Consider the following 18,570-nt stretch of genomic DNA (forward strand, 5'->3'; position numbering starts at 1 on the left):
GTGTCGGCCCTAATTTTTTACAGTCCTAAAAGTTTTACCGGACAGCAATAATTCTGATTTTCACTATGTCAAAGAACGCATAACAGCGATAGCCCGATTCTTTTTTCGGGAATATACGTCCACCGACAACCGGTTACAAGAAGTTATCGACACTACTCCGCTCTTTACCAAAGATTTGCTTATCCAACCATTTTTCTTGTCGACTTGAAAAAACAATCAGAGAGTCTTCATCGCTGTTCATTATTTTCTCAGCCTTCAAAGTTAACTCTTTTAATTTAACTTCTGTAATTTCGCCTTCAAAAACCGAATTTTGTATCCAATTCAGATATTTCCGACAGAGCTTGAGCATTTTCCCAACCCGTTTCTCGCCGCAGTCATAGACCAGAATCACATACATTACCAATACATTTTAAACGGTTTATAGTCTTCCATCCCAAGCAGATGTTTTGCTAACTTATAGCATTCGAGCTTAATCAGATGTTTGTAACTTACACTGCGATTAAGCGACCGATGCTTAATCGTCTCATTAAAACGTTCCTCCATCGCTTTTACAAAAATCTTCTTCCCCGAAGGATTCAACAGGCAGCTGTTTAATCGTTTATCGAAATGACGTTCCTGTATCTCTTTCTTATTAAGAAGTTTGAAAATAACCCTGTCGACAAGAATCGGTTTAAAGATTTCGGAGATATCCAATGCCAGAGAATAGCGCCGCTCGCCGGGTGTGTGCAGATAGCTGACCGTGGGATTGAGTTGCGTTTGATGAATGGCACGTAGGCACTGTGAATAGCACATCATATTTCCGAATGAGATCAAGGCATTCACTTCGTTCCGGGGTGGTTGTTTAGTACGACCTCCCATCTCAAAATCGTTGAGTATAAGATCAAACGCATCGTAATAAACCTGACGAATGTTTCCCTCGATGCCCATCAGCTCGTCGGGGGCGGATGCTTGCTCAATACCATCGGCATAGATTTTTATCTGTTCTAATAAAACTTCCATATCTTTTCCCCGCCGGTTGTAATACTGCAGGTTTTTCTGCATGTTATAGGCCGCTCCGTGAATAAACTGCCGGGCGATTGCCATGCGCCGTTTTTTATCCTGAAAAGCTTTGGTCTGCGCCAAAATCATCCGCCCCGAAAGTAATGTATCCCGCGGCATAAATGATCCGGTATAATTTTCGTAATAATCGAAGAAGTGCAAGGCAATATCATTTTGTCCGAGGAAATTATACAAAGCGCTATTGGCATCGAGCGAACCGAAAACATAGAATTGATCAACCGTTTCGACCGGAATATACCTCGGTTGTCCTTCGTGTTCGATACCGTTTCCGTCTTCTTCCATCGGCACGAATTTCAAGGTGTTATCCTTGCGGAACAAACGACCGGGATTGAAAAGATAATAGGTCTTTTTCATGATTTATTCTTCTCTTGAGTAACAAAAATCAAAATAGCTGCAGTTCCTGCAAATTTTGGCATTGATCGTCGGCGGACAAGATTCGCTTTCAATGAGTGATTGAATTTTAGAAACCGATTTCTGCAATCCCTGCCGATCTTCGTCCGAGAATAGGACTTCGTCCGTTTTACGCAGTTTGGGATATTCCAAAATCCCCGTCGCTCCATCGACCCCATTAAGCTCCAAAAGCCTGAGGTAGAATTTTACTTGCCGCACATGGGCCGCTTCCACCTTATCGCTACGCTTGATTTCGTGAATAACCTTATTCCGCACATCGAAATAATCGATTTGTCCGATTAACGTAATACCTTCGTACTCGGCAGAAATGAGCATCTCTTCGTATCGTTCGGCACGCTGCGGATAGGAGGTCTCATGCAATAACTTCCCATCGTACACCGCGTCGGAAGTATGTTCCATATTGATGCCGTTGGAAAAAAGCCAAAGTTTACGCTTGCAAACTTCAAGATAGTTGATATGTGTTGCAGTGAGATTCATTGAATATTTATGAGTTTCCGTACTGCGCCGACTCTCCGTAATAAATCAAAAAGAGTTCCGCCATTTCATCGGCGAAACCGTATCCGCAAGAAGATGCATACTTCACGCAATCTGTGCAGCGAAGTTTGAAGTTTTCCAACAAACCATGCTTCGCCATAAAGTCCAAGGCTCGCTTGAAATTATTTGCGGCACCATTGTAAAAAGGTTCGTCCATATCGCCAAACTCACGAGTAAAGCGACAAGCTGCCTCCGGTAAGGAGAGCATTAAATCGGCCAAAGCATCAGGCGAGGGTTTCAACGAAGCAAAATCGGATATCGCCCTCTTGGCAACAGAATACTTCAATCCGGCTCTCATCGGATTTTTTATATCAAATTCTTTTTCAATAATGGCTTTGTACTTCTTTATTTTTTCTTTCTCATTCGGTTGAAGATAAAAATCAAAATACTCTTGGACGGCTTTACTGTTATCGTAAGCATCTAACATCACCTCGACGATTTGTTCTTTCGTGAGAGATTGAAGGTGTTTTTTTAATCTGTTGGTGGACATAGATTTTTAAATTAAACATTCATTTTCTTTTAAATCAATGCCTTTTTCAAAGCTATAATTATTGAAATTTATTTTATACAGAGAAAAGTAATTATCATCACTTCCTCTTAAATATTCACGTTGGGAACTATCTTTTAATCTGATTTGTACAATTTGATTTGACATTCTTTTTAAGTGAATTTCAATTTCTTTTTTCTTCCTTTTTATAATTGAAAAATCAGATTTTGCTTTGTATAAACCTAATAGTTCTTCTTGCTTATTCAATAAAATCTCAAAATTTTCGTCATTTGCTCTTTTAGGCACATAAAACTGAAACTCTTCTCCAAAATCCAGTTTGTCAATCAATTGGAATTTGCCTATTTTTTCGAACATGCATTGGCGAATATCTTTTAAAAAATCAAAGTCCGGTTTTCTTGGATCTTGATTATTTTTCTTCCAATGCTTGGCAAAATGCCATTCAGACTGTATTCTGTTAAAGAACTCTTGCTGAATTGGTAATAGTTCCTTTTCTTGATAATTATTTATGGGTACTCTTTCAAAAGACTCTTTTGTAAAGCATAACAAATCTTTGTCAAAACCTCGATAAATAAGTTCTGATCTAATTTTATTCCGATTTATAAGAGTGAATAAATACACTTTACCTTTTGCTTCAAGCCTTCCATTACGATTGCATCGTCCTGCAGACTGAACAATACTTGATACTGTTGCAAAATCGCGAAACAACGCCGGAAAATCAACGTCCACACCCGCCTCGATAAGTTGTGTGGAAATAACAATAATTCGTTTTTTGTCTCTTAACCGCCTTTTAGCTAAATAAATTTTTAGTTTTCGATGTCGGGGAGTGAAATGTGTATTTAGCAAAAGTAATTCGCTATTATCTAAATCATCTTGCAATAATTTGTATAATTCTTTTGTATCATCAATTGTATTAAGAATTACAAGAGCGGAACTATTTTTTGATAAAATTCTCTCTTTCAGACCACACAAACTTATTTCCTCTTTTTCAATATCAATACAATAACGATTGAATAATTCATTTTCAAAATAGGATAAAGGCAGTAATGGAATAGGGTTTTCGTAATCGGAAAAGAATTTTTTAGCGTCATCATTTCCATCGGGTAATGAAAAATTCGGTTGTGTAGCTGTCGAAATGATGGCATAACTATTGAATTTTTCACAGAATTTCGTTAAATAAGCGACAAAAAATCCATATAGTCTGGGAGGAAGAGATTGGATTTCGTCAAGTAAAAATATACTATTAGAGAAGTTTGGTAATTTAAGCAGTTCAGAATTACGGTTGCTCAATAGAGTTTCAAAAAAACGGACAAAAGTTGTAATCACAAATGGATAACCAAATATATTTTCCTGAAATTCAAGCAAATTTAATTCTTCAATAATTTCAGGTTTTGGGTTGTCATCCAATTTTTGCTGTAATGATTCAAATCGACTATTTTCAGATTTTGAATCTATTCTTTGAATATAATTTTCTTGTCCTTTGAAAATCTTTAATACTTCCGCTTCAACCTGTTCTGTAATGGATAAAAAAGGTAATCCGTAAATGATTCGTTTTGCACCGATTCTATTGATTATTTCAGATGCCAAAGACAATAACATCAGTGTTTTTCCGGATCCAGTTGGCGCAGTCAATTCAAACACTCTCTTTACAGATATTTGATTAATGAGATTGCTGACAGCTTCTTCTCTGATTCTCGTCCGAAGTTTATTGAGTTCTGAGTCTTGCTTTAACCTCGATAAATAATTTTCAAGTTGAACTTTAAAATGTGCACAAAATGAATGTAGTTCATTCTGCTGTCTCTCAATAAAATTATCAAAATTAGCAGCATCTGCTTTGTCTGCTTGAATAACAGTGGAAAAAGCGAATTGAAAATCCAGAAAGAAATCCAATGGAAATCTGTTTTCAACTTCTTTGAAAACAGTTGTTTTTAAATATGTTTCTTGAACTTTAGGATTCTTAATAAATTGTGTAAAATCATCCACTTCCATAAAAGATCTTGCATACTCGCTAACAGGAAGTTCAATTGTATTGAGGAAACTGAAAAGTTCATTATTTTCATCTTTTGATAAAATTATAGCTCCTGTACCACTGTAATCTTTTGGCTCAAAATCCGGCAGGTTTCCGTGGTGCTTTGCAATCAAAACCGCAATGGCGATAATGTCATTCTTATTAAGTTCTCTGTCCCATTTCAAAAAATGTTTCAATTTTTTTTGATTCTCTGACGAGCATCCAAAAATACAAAAAAAGACATACGCCGATAAGTAAGCATGGTTCGCATAACCGCTACCCATGCTCATCTTAGGATTTAGCTTAGCTTGAAAGTTCGGATTTATCTTGCCTAAATCATGAAAAATTGCGACTAAATCCGCTAATTTAGAATGAGTAAGCAGTTTTACATTTTTTCTAACACCTTCAATGTGCCTTAATAGCTTTTTATTGGGATGAGACTTTATTTCATTTATATCAAGCACCATTTTTCCATTATTTCTTCGGTATTATATTCATAGAAAACACCTTCAACTTTCATTGAATGAGGATAATCAGGATAAATAACATTAAAATATTTATCAGGCAAATTCCAAAAATCGTCACTTTGATAGGTTGGTAATTTATCAAATCCTATTCTGAACAAGCCTGAAATATCTTTCGGGATGTGTTTATTGGCAACCACAAAACCAAAAGTTTCAAACTCTCCTTTTTTCTCATCAGAAAATTTACCAATGGACTTTAATTTCAGATTTGCAGGACAATTATGCCATCCTAAAATTGGTGGATAAACAGCCTTTTCATTTTTTATTGCTGTTAGGAACTCATCAAAAATATTTTCCGAACGTTCATTTAGTAAAGCAATTGAAACAAGAAATGAAGGGTCTTTCAAAAATTCAAAGTATTTAGGAGAACCCGCTCCGGTTGGATTTATTGCTGTTTTGCTTGTAAATCCCCATGAAATCTTCCGAACAGGAGTTAATAGTTGAACGCCATAAAGTAAATCTTCGGAAAGTTGCGGAAACAAACTTTTCATATCCGTGCGCTCAATTCCCAAAACAGCCCCAATCATCCCAATCAAAGCTGTCTTGGTTATCAAATCATGCGAAAGCGGATTGTTGTTTGTTTCCGGTCTTTTGAAATGTCCCCAATTTCCTGTTATCTCTAATTGAAAACCTTTCATAGTGTCATTATTTCAAATTTCCCATCTTTGAGTTTATCTTTTATTGACTGCAATTCAGTATAATACTTAATTTTCAAGACCTTGTCTGATTTTGCAATTTCAATCAATTTGTCAAAATTCAAATCGTAATCGTCCATACTTCGGAGCTGTTCGCCTTTTTTCCCATCTTTTGGTATTAGAGTTATCAAACGATCAACTCCATATATTTTTTGGTTGGGTTTGTCGTAAACAATTTCAAGCAAAAGAACAGAGTTTTGTCCAACTTTGCTTCGAGAATGAGAACTTCCATCTCCGCTCGTGCCATACCAAAGACCTTCATACATGAGTTTTAAATCGTCTGAGGTCATTCCTGTAGTTTCTGCTACTTTGGGATTAACCCAACCGTGAATTTGGATTAGGGAGTAAGGAACCAACGTTGTGGTTCCAATAGAGCCTTGTGTGTTTTCGGCTTTAGAGGTAAAATGAGTTGTGTTTTGGTGCATTCTCAAATTTACTTCATTCAGCGAAGGATTCAAAAGTGCAAATTGTACAGGTCCGGTAAATTGCACATGTCCGTTTGTAAATTCGACCTCTTTTTCTTTTCCATCCTCTCCCTTAATTTTAAGTTTTACTTTGTCATCTAACGTGGAAATTCCTCCAAATAAGCGTACATCTGTTTGTTCTTTTAAAAGTTCTCCAAAATTTGTTTTAGCTTCTGGATTTCTATTTTGTGCAATCCAAGTTAAAACTCCTTTTGAGTCAGTTTTTCCTGCTCCTGTTTTTTCGCTAACATAAATAGGAACTTTTTTAATATCTTCCAAATAAGTCCTCACATAGCGTTTCATACGCACATCACTAACAAGTATTTTCTTTGTTTCTTCATCGTAGCGTTGTTCGCCTGTAAAAGGGTCACCATTGGGGATATTATACGAAGATTCGTATAAAAATAAAATTTCTGATTTTCTTACTTCTTCTGACATGATAGAATTATTTTAATTGTTTATTTATAGGTTTTGTAATACTTCTTTTTTATCACTTTTAGGCAACGGTTTAAAATAACTTTCCATAAAACCAAAAGCGCATTCTTCTCTATCGTATTGAGATTTGAAATTTTTTACTTTTTGTGCTAAATCATAAGACGTTTGGAATGTGAATTTAGATTTGTCGTGCATAATCAATTTTTGCTCAATATCCGTTTTCAACTTGATGAAATCGGAAAGAGTTCCGATACGTCTGGTCAAATTTCCTACATAATTCTTTTCAAAAGAATTAATTTCAAGGCTTAAGTTTTTGGCTAATGCCCCTAACATTAATCCAATTTCATAACTTTCTGATTGAATAATTTCCATATATTTATCGTTTATATTGTTTTGTATTTTTAATAAGAATATTAGATCGAATTTAAGAAAATTGTATTTGCTATCTCCCGAACGTATTGAATATTCTACATTTTGAATAAAACTATCCAAAAGCATATCGTCTTTAAAATATGAATCTGAATATATCAGAGGTAATACTTTCAGTAAATGCGACTGATATTTAGGATTCACGTCAAATTTCACTTTTCCACTTTTATCAGTTAAAGGATTACCAAGTATATTTTTAAAAGAATTCTCTGGTGATAGCGGAATTAAATCTTTTTCAGTATTGATAAATTCTTTTCTTTTTTTATATACATCTTTTGCGATATCTTCAATCCGCTCTTTGATTTGCCTTAATTTGCTTTTTTCAACACCTGAGATTTCTACCAAATCTTTATCAGGTGAAGTAGTTCCGCCCTTCTTAGTAAAAATTAGGTCAAATGCCGTTATTTCAGCCTTTTCGATTTCTGCAAAATCGAATAAAGAGCTATTAAAACTGGCGTTATTTGCCACTATTTGCACTTCGTTTTGCTTTTCCTGAAAATCCTCATAATCTTTTGCAGTAAGATTTTCTCCACGAGGCAGCACTATCAACTTTATATCTGTACCCTGAATCATTTTGCCTTTATTAGTATATGATAGGGCATAGAAAAGATTTTGGACATCATCATGCGTAAAAGACTTGGATTTATGTTTGTATAAATTTTTAAACATTGGAAATTGAATATCATTATCATCAGTGCCAGAACAAATATTTTTGTATAGGTATGAATTAAACACATACTGATTCTCAATACTTTCCGTGGTTATGCTAACAAATTTGCCATATATCAATGATAAAATACTTTCAATTATTAAATTATAATCCAACCAACTTGTTTTCCTCGGAAATTCAAAATGTAAAAAAATATTACCTGAATATGATTTCATTAATGTGGCATATTCATCTTTATTAATATCCTCCCATTTTTCAATGTCTCTTTTAAATAATTTCTGTAAATCTTTTTTGTAGGATTTTTTAGCCAGAATGTCAATGAAAATTTGTTGAGCGGAAAATTGCAGCATTTTGCTTTCATCTTGCAAAAAATTGAAAACATTACCATTGGAATTAATCAATAATTTTAGCCCAATATGGTATTTTAATATATTATCAAATAAAGCTATTGACTCTTCAAAATTTTTTCTGAAATCATTTAATATCTCTGACTCTTTTAGTTCTTTAATAAACTTTTTCCCTTCATAAAATGAATGATTAGTAACTTCTCCTTTTTTGTTTTTCTTTCTTGATATTTTATACCAACCGCCTCGATCTTCTCCTTTTGATAATCCAAAGTAAATATCTCCAAATAAATATTTAATAGGGTTATTATCGCTATCCGAAGTCTTAAATTTCAGATAATACAATTTATCTCGTTCATTTTCGGGTGTAATTTTTATGCCATTCCAATCAAAACTAAAGTCTTCCTTCACAGGAATAGTGATACATAAAGGATAATTCCCTTTATTATCAGTAGGGCAAGGTTCTATATATTTAAAATACTTTAAGCTATCGTCTGACAGCCTAAGTGCTTCTCCTATTTTTAAAACGGTATCGAGGCTCATATTCTTTATTTTTTGTTTATCATTTCACAAAAGTAGCAAATTAATTTAATCCTATAGTAAGTTTATTTTTACTACTTTTGTTTTCCAAAATTACGGAATTGAAAAATAGTGAGTTTTATATGTCACTTTTAATCGCACCATTTTGGAAATTATTACTCCCCGCTTCAATTAGGCGGGGAGTATTTCATTCCGCTACTCAATTAGCTGAACTCTTTTCTGTATCTTTTTCTGTCGTCTACCCCCTAAGAATCATTTTCTTTCAAGAAACTAAAATTCCTAAGACTATATTTGGAGATTTTCGGATCAGAACAGCCTCTTCTTTTCGACAACTTCTATCTACTCAAAAATTATTTCACTTCTCTCTCTCTTTCAACTTCCATATCTCCCTTAACACCTCATTTGTTTCTTCGAGGTCGAAGAAGTTTATGTCCCATTTTTCCCCCCGCTTCATACCGAGCCATTGGCGGTATTCGTTATGTTCAGGATGTTTGGGGTTGTTTACGGCTTCGACCATATTGTAAAAGCCGCCAATGCCCCCACAATCCTCTTCCAGATTGGATCCTTTCCCTGCAAGACAAACCGGAAGAAGAACCGCATCGTCGGCAATATCCACCAATTCAACAATATGCTGCCAATCGTCACCAAAATCGTAGATATAGACGATCTTTTGCTTGACCTCCTTAAAATAGTCGCTTAGTCGGATTTCGTCGGCACGGTAAAGTTCACCATAAGGGAATGTGTCCCGCTCCGAAAAACTTTCATCCGGCTCATATTCTTCGTCGAAGCTAAGGGTTATTCTCGGACAGCTCCCCCACCCTTTGGGCGTAAATTCAAACAGATGCGAATCGGTCCATCCGAAAAGGATTTGAATAACTAGATGAAAGTCGCCGAATGTTATCGATTCGTTTACCTTCACTTTTCTCCATATCGGAGGTTTTGAACTGCCGTCGATTTTGATTTTAAATATAAATGCCATGATACTCCTATGTTAAATTTCTATTTTATTGATCCGTTCTTAGTTTTACATCTGTCTCTTTCACACAACCGAAACCTTGACTGCACTCTTCTCCAATGCCACTTTCGTACATGATTTTCATTAATTCAAGTGGGGCTTTCATCCTGAACCGGCACATGTAACCGCGCACTTTTGTTTGTGCCGGAGTATCGGATTTGATTTTCACTAACACAGACTTGGGTTCGTTAAGCACTGTAAAGTCAAAGGTATTCTCTCCGGCATAAGGTATTCCGTAAAATGCTTCATATCGCCTCGACAAACCGGTTAGTATCGCATTACTTGCGTGAGGAGAGACAGGTGAAAGATAGTCGATGCCTCTATCTTCACGCCTCATCCTCAGACAGATCGGCGACATGGTTGTAAATTCCATCTCTTGATTAAAAGCAGGAGAAGGCAAGACTTCTATATTTTTCACGATGAAACGAACGGTCGATTGGCGGTCTCCGATTTCAAACACCTGATTTGCGAAGAGTCCCTGAACAAATTTTTCCGTACTTTTCTCGGGCAGGAAAGAAATTTGCCACTCGACCGAGTCGGACAAGATACGTATCCGTTCATTGCGCGGTAGAATTTGTCGATTTTCGATTTTCAGGCGCGAGAAGGTAAAAAGTTTGAACGGTCGTCCGGACTCGAGTCGGAAACCGTTATCATGCAGCCAATCGGCATATTGCTCACTGGAACGAGAGAGGATACGATAAATCACAGCCGACTGCTCGTACTGATAATTAATTGGTAACAAATCGCCGAATGCACGACGGTCGACTGTAAGTGATAATTTAAATCTCATGGTATTTAAATTCGTTTTAGCTTCCGCAAAGATGAAAACGTTTTTTTACATATCCAAGAAAATCGCACAGTTTTTTATCGGAAGTAAATTCTCTTATTTCAAACAAGTATATCGAATCCGAAAAACAGCTTTAGATCGTAAAAAAATCAGATATTCACTTTACCAAACTCTTTTTACTGATATTTACACATTGTCTTTCAAACAAACAGTTCTATAAGCATCATAATATATACCCCCAAAGTAGAGTAATATAGTATTTCCGGAGTGACTCACCGACTTTCGATAATGCGATTCTGATTTGTCCTCTAACCGTGCTCGATGTAATACCATTGAGATGAGCTATTTCGTCATACGTTCGATTTTGATAGAGATACTGTTTAAAGATCGTTCTGCATCTGTCAGGAAGTGTCTCTACAGCATCCGCTATATATTTTTCGAATTCAAGGTTTTCCAAATATGCCAGAGGGTGTTCTTCGGCAGTAACGGCTTGCTCAGAGATCGTCAGCAGCTGCTCCTGCACGTCGGAAAGCGGAAGTTCTCTTGTTCGTTTCCGCTGAAGATGATTCAGGCTTCTATTTTGTACGGCACGAATGAGGTAGGCCGTCACGGGAATAGAAAGAGTGAGTCGGTGATGCCAAACATTCAGAAACACATCATTAACGATTTCCTGTGCGACCTCCGGATCAAAAACGTATTTTGTCGCCACAGTACACAGATAGACATAATAGGCTTTATACAATTCGCCGAAGGCATTCGTATCTCCACCATTGATACGGCGAATCACTTCCTCGTCTATCATGCGTGCCTGTTTCATGGTGGCATTTAGGGAGTTTGTTTGTCAGTTGTCAATATAGCGGCGTGTGAGCAGACCAAATTCTTCGATCCGACGGTCGCGCAGGAACGGCCACCAGCGACGAACCTGTTCACTGCGCTTCAAGTCTACCTCAACCACACAAGTCGCTTCGCTGTCGTTGGGAAGCTCATGGAGCAGCTCGCCTTGTGGCCCACAGACAAAGCTGTTTCCCCAGAAACGAATGCCGTTGGTTTGTTTCGAAGGATCCTCCTCGTGCCCCGTACGATTGACGGCGATAACGGGTAACCCGTTTGCGACGGCATGGCCTCGCTGCACGGTGCGCCATGCATCGAGCTGTCGCTGCTGTTCGTCGGTCGTATCGCTACTTTCCCAGCCGATAGCCGTCGGATAAATCAACAACTCGGCTCCTTGAAGCGCCATCAGACGTGCTGCCTCAGGATACCACTGATCCCAGCAGACAAGCACACCAAGCCGTCCGACGGAAGTACGAACAGGAACAAATCCCATATCTCCCGGAGTAAAATAGAACTTTTCGTAATAAGCCGGATCATCGGGAATGTGCATCTTTCGATACTTGCCGGCAATCGTTCCGTCTTTTTCAATAACGACAGCCGTATTGTGATACAGACCGGCCGTCCGTTTCTCGAAGAGTGAGAGTACGAGTACAACGTGCAATTCACGAGCTAACGCCCCGAAGTGTTCGGTCGAAGGACCAGGTATCGTTTCGGCCAGATCAAAGACGTCTGTATTTTCCGTCTGACAAAAATAAAGGCTGTTATGCAACTCCTGCAACACGATCAGTTCCGCATCCTGCTGAGCGCATTCGCGTATTTTTCGTGACAGGTTCGCGATATTTGTTTCCGTACAGGCAGTATTTTGCTGTTGTATGATTCCGATTTTCATTGCTTTTTTATGGGGTTGTTGATTACCGACAGAGGGTACTGCATCGTTACGCAGTGCAGCGACCCGTGTTGTTTGATGAGCGGCCGACAATCAATACCTACGATTTCACGGTCGGGAAAAGCGATTTGCAACGTTTTCCGTGCGATTTCATCTTTCTCGCTTCGATAGAAAGGAACAAGTACGGCACCGTTGATGATCAAAAAATTCGCATACGTAGCCGGCAGTCGTTCTCCTTTCTCAATGATCCGGTCAGCCATGGGAAGTGGCAGAAGGCGATAAGGCTTTCCGTCGACGGTCCGGAATGCTTTCAATTCTTCCTCCATCATTTGCAGTTCCACGAAATGTTCGTCCGTCTCATCGGTGCACTGCACATAAGCGATTGTTTCCGAATCACAGAAACGTGCCAACGTATCAATATGACTGTCCGTATCGTCGCCCGCAAGATAGCCGTTTTCAAGCCAGAGGATACGGTCGAGGCCAAAGATTTCCTTCAGATGGATTTCGAGTTGTTCGCGGTTCAGGTATTCATTCCGATTGAGTGATTCCAGACATTCGGATGTTGTCAATAGTGTTCCTTTGCCATCGGATTCAAGGCTTCCCCCTTCGAGCACGAAAGGTTGCATATTCACCACACGAACTTCATCGGTAAATGTCTCTGTAGCGACAAGCGTACGCGTAATCAGATTGTCATGATACGCCGCATATTTCATACCCCAGCCATTAAAGACAAAGTCGTAGACAATCAGCTGCCCTTCAGTAAAGACAGTGATTCCCCCGTGATCGCGCGCCCAGGTGTCGTTTGTTTCCATCTCACGGAACATGATACGCCGTTCGTCGATGTCGCCGAGTTGACGACGTACTTCGGTGGCGTCCGGGCAGACAATCAGTAAATTCTCGCGTTTCACAATCTCATGGGCGATGGCAACGAAACAAGGCGTCACCTCATGAAGGATCGGCGCCCAGTCGGTTTGCTCATGCGGCCAAGTCAGTTGTACGGCGCTTTGTGGCGCCCATTCGGCAGGAAAAACAATTCGATTCATTCGTTACAATTAGATGATAAATGGTTTGCCATAAGCTTTTGCTGGTCTCTTCGAGCCGAGGAGAGGCTAAATTCACAGCCACAATACGTTTGATTATAAAAGTCGTATGATTTAATGAGAGCATTTCGCCGCTCGCTTAGTCCGCCTTTGCGCCAGTTCTGTGCCCAAAATGTCAGCCCGGGGTATCCGGCGGCACTCTTTCGGCCGGCTTCGGTAATCTGCTCAAGATTCTTCCAGCGCGATGACGCAAGTGTTGTCGTGAATACACCAAACCCATGCTCGTATGCATACTTTGCCGTTGCTTCAAGACGTACAATAAAGCATTGCCGGCATCGTGCTCCACGTTCCGGCTCGTGCTCCAACCCGCGTATACGTAAGAGCCACTCAGTATGATCATCATCGACATCGACAAAGGGTACCCCCATCCGATCGGCATGACGCATCAGTTCTTCTTTACGTTTTACGTATTCTTCGTGCGGGAAAATATTCGGATTACAGAAAAACAACGTCGGATGAAGCTTCTGCTCCATCATCCATTCGACAATAGCGCCCGAACAAGGCGCGCAACATGCATGCAACAGCACCTTATCCATTCCTTCGGGAATGAGAATGGCGGATTTCGATTGTTTCATTTTCGTCGGCAAAACGTCGGATGTTTGATTAAGGTGACAAAAATAAGTGAAAATAGAGGTATTTCCAAGCGAGGTAAAATAAAAATCACGAAGTCGCAGAATCTGCATCTAAAAGACAATAGAAACCTATTGTCACACAGTTTACCAATGTAAAAAAGGAAAGAGGAATAATAAAGAGAGGGGAGAAATCAAAAAGAGTGACCGCGACAGGATTCAAACCTGTAACCGGCTGATCCGTAGTCAGCTACTCTATTCAGTTGAGCTACGCGGCCAATTACTCTTTCAAAATTTCGACGGCAAAGGTAAGGCTTTTTTTGAAACTACCAAACAAAAAAATGATTTTATTCCAAAAATCCCGGATTAAAGATAAGAAAGCCGATATTCAACCCCACATTGAAATCGTTCTTCGGATAGCTGTATCCATTGGCAAACAGGCTGACAGAGACGAAAGGAAAATTCAGCACCAAGGCAGCTTCTCCCATATAGCGGAAAGTCTGAATCATTTTTCCATAACGCGGAATATTGGTATAAGGTTCCGGTATAAACCGCTCCTTTTCGATAGGGTAAAGAGGCAGGAATCCGTACCCTTCGATACGCAGATGCAACATATCATTAAATGTAAAGACAGGCATGATACCGGCAGCGACGTATTGATTGGAACGAAAGCCTTCGTTGAATGTAATCTTACTGTGCGGCGTAGGTGTAAATGCTGGCGCCTGCAATATGGAAGCCGTATAGTTACTCATCAGATTCTTGCTCGAAAAAAGTGCTTCAGCCATCATTCCAAGCCGGAAACGACGACTTATCACGGAGTAGTTTTCGAGTCGTCCTTTCACCTGAAGCCAGCTTTGTACGGGTTGTTTAGCGCGCGTTCCCTCTGAGGGGTGATAAGTCTCTTTTCCGGTGACATACTGTGCTGTGAGAAAATACTGCTTCCCTCCAGTGGGATATTGTTTTGCATTAAGCGAGTTGCTTTCAATCCGTACGGATGTACGAAAGAGATCATGCCAGCTTTTGTCGAACTTCGATTCAGCGAACGAAATATCGCTTCGCTGGTAGTAGTCATCACTCAGTCGTCCGTATCCCAGTCCGAACTCCGCTTTAGCTTTGGTCATAAAAGGCAGTCCAAGTTTGAGTTTGACAAATTTCTCGCGTTTTTTGATGAAGGCGGGAAGAAGGTCTTCATAGAACAACGACTGATTCTGCATGTATTTACGATACGAGAAAACGGCTTGAAGATGCAGATACATCGGAATGGCAGTTTGCAGGTAAGCACGTCCGTTCAGGGAGATTCCACTGAATGAGTTCCCCATCTGCACATTCGCATTGAGGTCGACGGCCTGTTCACCGAGGCTCTGATAGTCCAGACCAAGAAACAACTGGTTTGCCTGATGAGAAGAAATATTTCCACCGATACTGACGTTTAGTTCTTCTCCGATTTTAATATCGAGGTACAGATCGAAGTTCTGATTCTTACGGTTATATACGGCATGAGGAATGATTTCTTTGATTTTCGAATCCGAGAGCATCTTGAAATAGGCTTGCTTGAATTCTTCCATTGAGAATTCGCCGTTGATATCGCGATGCAATTGCTCACGCACATAGCGACGCTGGGCGTCGGTTACACCCGTGATATAAATATTCTTGAATTTAAGGGGTGGAAGACTTTCTTTATAAGCCTTACGACGTGCGTTAAGTTCGCTGTGCGGCACTTCTCTGGGTACACGCTGCTTGATGGAGTCAATCATTTCGAGCGTACGGCGATAACCGATATCCATCAATTCTTTGACACGTTGAAAATCGAGCAACGAAACATCCGGAAAGTCAAACTGCAGCATCATGCCGTCTTCTTCGTCGACATGATAGTCGGTAGCTTGCATCACCATCGTTTCGATCTGTTTCATCGGGTCGGTCGAGGGTTTAGCGGCTCCGGCCACAGACGATCCGAAAATAAAATCGGGTTCGAAATCCGACTTCATGACATCGACCGGGAAATTATTGTAAATTCCTCCGTCGAAAAGCGGAATACCATCTTTCCAGACCGGCTTGAAGAAGAACGGAAACGTCATGGACGAACGCACGGCTTCGCACAAATCACCATTCCGCCAGATGACAGCCTTTTTATTATACACATCCGAGCTGATGCAACGGAACGGAACAAAGAGATGATCGAAATTCCATCCCGACTTGGCCGTAGGCTGCGCGTACAGAGCCATGAAAGCCTGATTCATCTGGATGGGGTTGATGATACTTTGCGGAAGGAGGTTGGTACGGATCTGCATCGAATCGGAGAAATCGATGGAGAAGTGCATAAAATCCGGCGTATCGTCGGGCTTCTTAAAGTAATAGACATACTCGTCTTCGACGGTTCCTTTCTGCCAGTAGCCAAACTCGTCCGAGAGCATCAATTCCAGCATCTCGTCGGCCGTATAGCCCACTGCATAGAGGCTGCCCACAATCGCCCCGATGGAGGTACCCGTCACATAATCGATCGGGATATTATTTTCTTCGAGCGCTTTGATCACCCCCAGATGGGCAGCGCCTTTCGCTCCGCCGCCACTCAAAACAAGTCCTACGGTCTGCGCCTTGAGTGCGGGTTGGCAAAACATCATCCCCAAAAGGCAAAATATTTTCAGACGTTTCATCATTACATTCATACCCTACAGATTTTCGACCTCTTTGAGCCAGAGTGCTGCCGAGGCATCACTGGGCATGCGCCAGTCGCTACGGGGCGAAAGGCTGACGGCAGCGACTTTCGGGCCGTCGGGCATGCAGTTTCGTTTAAACTGCTGCGCAAAGAAGCGGCGCACGAAGATTTGCAGCCACCGCTTAATTTCTTCGGGCGCATAACTCTTCCCAAAGGCTTGGCAGGCTAAGAAGAATATCTTGGCCGGCGATGCCCCGAAGCGCATCAGGTGATAGATGAAGAAATCGTGCAGTTCGTACGGCCCGATAAGGTCTTCCGTCTTTTGGTGATTTGTATCGTCGGCAGCCGCCGAAAGCAATTCGGGGCTGACGGGCGTATCGGCAATATCGAGAAGCGTCTCGCGGACAGCCTCTCCTGCCGGATGAGCAGCGACCCACTTAACCAGACAGCGCACGAGCGTTTTGGGGATGCCGACGTTAAGGGCATACATCGACATGTGATCGCCGTTATACGTAGTCCAGCCAAGTGCGAGTTCGGACAAATCGCCTGTGCCGATAACGAGTCCGTTCTTGAGGTTGGCCAGATCCATCAGGATTTGCGTCCGTTCACGTGCCTGCACGTTCTCGTAGGTCACATCTTGTGTCACGCCGTCATGACCGATGTCTTTGAAGTGCTGTTGACAGGCGGCCTTGATTGATATCTCGTGCAGCGTAATGCCTAGTGCTTCCATCAGGGCAACGGCGTTGCGGTATGTCCGTCCGGTCGTGCCGAAGCCCGGCATAGTGACGCCGTGAATCTGTTTGCGCGGCAGATTGAGGGCATCGAAGGTCATCACCGTAGCCATCAGCGCCAGCGTGGAGTCCAACCCACCGGATACGCCGATGACGGCATGCTTGATCTGCGTGTGCACCAGCCTCTTGGCCAACGCATTCGTTTGGATGCGGAATATTTCGTTGCAACGTTCGTCATATTCGGCACCGGTCGAGGGAACGAACGGATGCGGATCGATGAAACGTGTCAGGGCGGTTTCTTTTCTTTCGGGCAAGCGGAAGGAAACACACAGCGGTTCACCGCAGCGTAATACGGAAGCGCCTTTCGAAAAGTTCGTCTTCACGAGCCGATCGTGACACAGCGCTGCGACATCAATCTCGCTGATGAGCAGTTTCTCGTTCAACGAGAAACGATCCGACTCTCCCAGCATCGTCCCGTTCTCGGCGATAAAAGCCTTTCCGGCATAGACAAGGTCGGTCGTCGACTCGCCAAACCCCGCCGAGGCATACACATAGCCCGCCGCGCAGCGTGCCGACTGTTGCCGGATCAGCATCTTCAAATCATCGTTCTTTCCCGTCTGTTCACTGCCGGCCGAGAGATTAAGGATAATGTTCGCTCCCTGCAAAGCCATCACCGAGCTGGGCGGGACAGGCATCCGGAGATCTTCGCCGATCTCGATCCCTACGGCTACGGAGCCGGAGGTGAAAAGCAAACGCGGTGCCATCGGGCAGGTCGTCGCGCCGATGCGAGCGGTTCGCGTCGTTACGTCTTCGCCCGAGGTGAACCACCGCGTCTCCTGAAACTCCCCGCAGTCGGGCAAGTATGTTTTCGGTACGGCTCCGAGGATTTCGCCGCGATGAAAAACGACAGCCGCATTGAGCAAGCGATTCTCAACCGCCAGCGGCATCCCCACAACACATACGACATCAACGGCTTTCGTACGTTGCACGAGTTCCAGCAGCGCCTGTTCGGCTTCGCGCAGCAGGCATTCCTGCATAAACAAATCCATGCATGTATATCCGGTCACAGACAGTTCGGGGAACACGATCCACTGTACGCCCTGCTCTTCCGCCCGGCGAATCATCTGTTCGATCTGCGCCGTATTGTAATGGCAGTCGGCCACCCGTACCGGCGGCACACCGGCCGCTATTTTCACATATCCGTATTTCATCATCGTATCGTTTTTTTTTTTTGCAAAATTAGTAAAAGTCCGAACACTTCGAGGGTGTATAAAACACAATGTTTGAGACCACCCTTTTTAGGTGTGTCAGAATGGGTGAAATGCAAGGCGCTAAGGATGCGAGCGAGGGAGCATACTAACGTATGTGATCGAGCTCGCA

Annotated in this window: 16 protein-coding genes and 1 tRNA gene; all 17 read right to left on the minus strand. The window is 41.6% G+C overall.

Features of this window, described 5'->3' with window-relative positions; all coding sequences use genetic code 11:
• Positions 1 to 133: 133 nt before the first annotated feature.
• Positions 134 to 397, minus strand: coding sequence for a CRISPR-associated endonuclease Cas2 (gene cas2 / locus ACTTKA_RS08035; protein WP_060828111.1), 264 nt, complete (start codon positions 395 to 397; stop codon positions 134 to 136).
• Positions 397 to 1,413, minus strand: coding sequence for a type I-B CRISPR-associated endonuclease Cas1b (cas1b, locus tag ACTTKA_RS08040; RefSeq protein ID WP_442724627.1), 1,017 nt, complete (start codon positions 1,411 to 1,413; stop codon positions 397 to 399). The genes cas2 and cas1b overlap by 1 nt, the downstream gene beginning before the upstream one ends.
• Positions 1,414 to 1,416: 3 nt before the next feature.
• Positions 1,417 to 1,947 (minus strand): CRISPR-associated protein Cas4, encoded by a 531-nt coding sequence (gene cas4, locus ACTTKA_RS08045; RefSeq protein WP_442724628.1) that lies wholly within the window; start codon positions 1,945 to 1,947, stop codon positions 1,417 to 1,419.
• 7 nt (positions 1,948 to 1,954) lie between these two features.
• Positions 1,955 to 2,494: a DUF6155 family protein gene (locus tag ACTTKA_RS08050; protein ID WP_442724629.1), complete on the minus strand. Its 540-nt coding sequence runs from the start codon at positions 2,492 to 2,494 to the stop codon at positions 1,955 to 1,957.
• Between the two features lie 6 nt (positions 2,495 to 2,500).
• Entirely contained in the window at positions 2,501 to 4,984 is a 2,484-nt protein-coding gene (gene cas3 / locus ACTTKA_RS08055; RefSeq protein WP_442724630.1) for a CRISPR-associated helicase Cas3', read from the minus strand.
• A complete protein-coding gene (gene cas5, locus ACTTKA_RS08060; RefSeq protein ID WP_442724631.1) occupies positions 4,969 to 5,679 on the minus strand; it encodes a CRISPR-associated protein Cas5 in 711 nt (236 codons plus the stop codon). The genes cas3 and cas5 overlap by 16 nt, the downstream gene beginning before the upstream one ends.
• On the minus strand, positions 5,676 to 6,638 hold the full coding sequence (locus ACTTKA_RS08065) for a type I CRISPR-associated protein Cas7 (protein ID WP_442724632.1): 963 nt from the start codon (positions 6,636 to 6,638) through the stop codon (positions 5,676 to 5,678). The genes cas5 and ACTTKA_RS08065 overlap by 4 nt, the downstream gene beginning before the upstream one ends.
• A gap of 24 nt (positions 6,639 to 6,662) precedes the next feature.
• On the minus strand, positions 6,663 to 8,621 hold the full coding sequence (locus ACTTKA_RS08070; protein ID WP_442724633.1) for a hypothetical protein: 1,959 nt from the start codon (positions 8,619 to 8,621) through the stop codon (positions 6,663 to 6,665).
• Positions 8,622 to 8,973: 352 nt separating this feature from the next.
• Positions 8,974 to 9,597, minus strand: a complete 624-nt coding sequence (locus ACTTKA_RS08075; protein WP_442724634.1) for a plasmid pRiA4b ORF-3 family protein — start codon at positions 9,595 to 9,597, stop codon at positions 8,974 to 8,976.
• Between the two features lie 25 nt (positions 9,598 to 9,622).
• Positions 9,623 to 10,423 (minus strand): CRISPR-associated endoribonuclease Cas6, encoded by an 801-nt coding sequence (gene cas6 / locus ACTTKA_RS08080; protein WP_442724635.1) that lies wholly within the window; start codon positions 10,421 to 10,423, stop codon positions 9,623 to 9,625.
• Positions 10,424 to 10,643: 220 nt separating this feature from the next.
• On the minus strand, positions 10,644 to 11,222 hold the full coding sequence (locus ACTTKA_RS08085) for an RNA polymerase sigma-70 factor (RefSeq protein WP_442724636.1): 579 nt from the start codon (positions 11,220 to 11,222) through the stop codon (positions 10,644 to 10,646).
• A gap of 39 nt (positions 11,223 to 11,261) precedes the next feature.
• Positions 11,262 to 12,140, minus strand: coding sequence for a carbon-nitrogen hydrolase (locus tag ACTTKA_RS08090; protein WP_442713608.1), 879 nt, complete (start codon positions 12,138 to 12,140; stop codon positions 11,262 to 11,264).
• Positions 12,137 to 13,180 carry an agmatine deiminase family protein gene (locus ACTTKA_RS08095; RefSeq protein ID WP_442724637.1) on the minus strand — a complete coding sequence of 348 codons (1,044 nt, stop codon included), beginning with the start codon at positions 13,178 to 13,180 and terminating at the stop codon, positions 12,137 to 12,139. Before ACTTKA_RS08095 ends, ACTTKA_RS08090 begins: the two co-directional genes overlap by 4 nt.
• Positions 13,177 to 13,812 (minus strand): epoxyqueuosine reductase QueH, encoded by a 636-nt coding sequence (locus ACTTKA_RS08100; protein WP_442724638.1) that lies wholly within the window; start codon positions 13,810 to 13,812, stop codon positions 13,177 to 13,179. Before ACTTKA_RS08100 ends, ACTTKA_RS08095 begins: the two co-directional genes overlap by 4 nt.
• Positions 13,813 to 14,010: 198 nt before the next feature.
• A tRNA-Arg gene (locus ACTTKA_RS08105) sits at positions 14,011 to 14,084 on the minus strand.
• Positions 14,085 to 14,153: 69 nt separating this feature from the next.
• A complete protein-coding gene (locus tag ACTTKA_RS08110) occupies positions 14,154 to 16,457 on the minus strand; it encodes a patatin-like phospholipase family protein (protein ID WP_442724650.1) in 2,304 nt (767 codons plus the stop codon).
• Positions 16,458 to 16,472: 15 nt separating this feature from the next.
• Complete coding sequence (locus ACTTKA_RS08115) at positions 16,473 to 18,401, minus strand: NAD(+) synthase (RefSeq protein ID WP_442724651.1); 1,929 nt, start codon at positions 18,399 to 18,401, stop codon at positions 16,473 to 16,475.
• Positions 18,402 to 18,570 lie beyond the last annotated feature (169 nt).

Origin of the sequence: Tannerella sp., from assembly GCF_052170195.1 — a bacterium.
Lineage (GTDB): Bacteria > Bacteroidota > Bacteroidia > Bacteroidales > Tannerellaceae > Tannerella.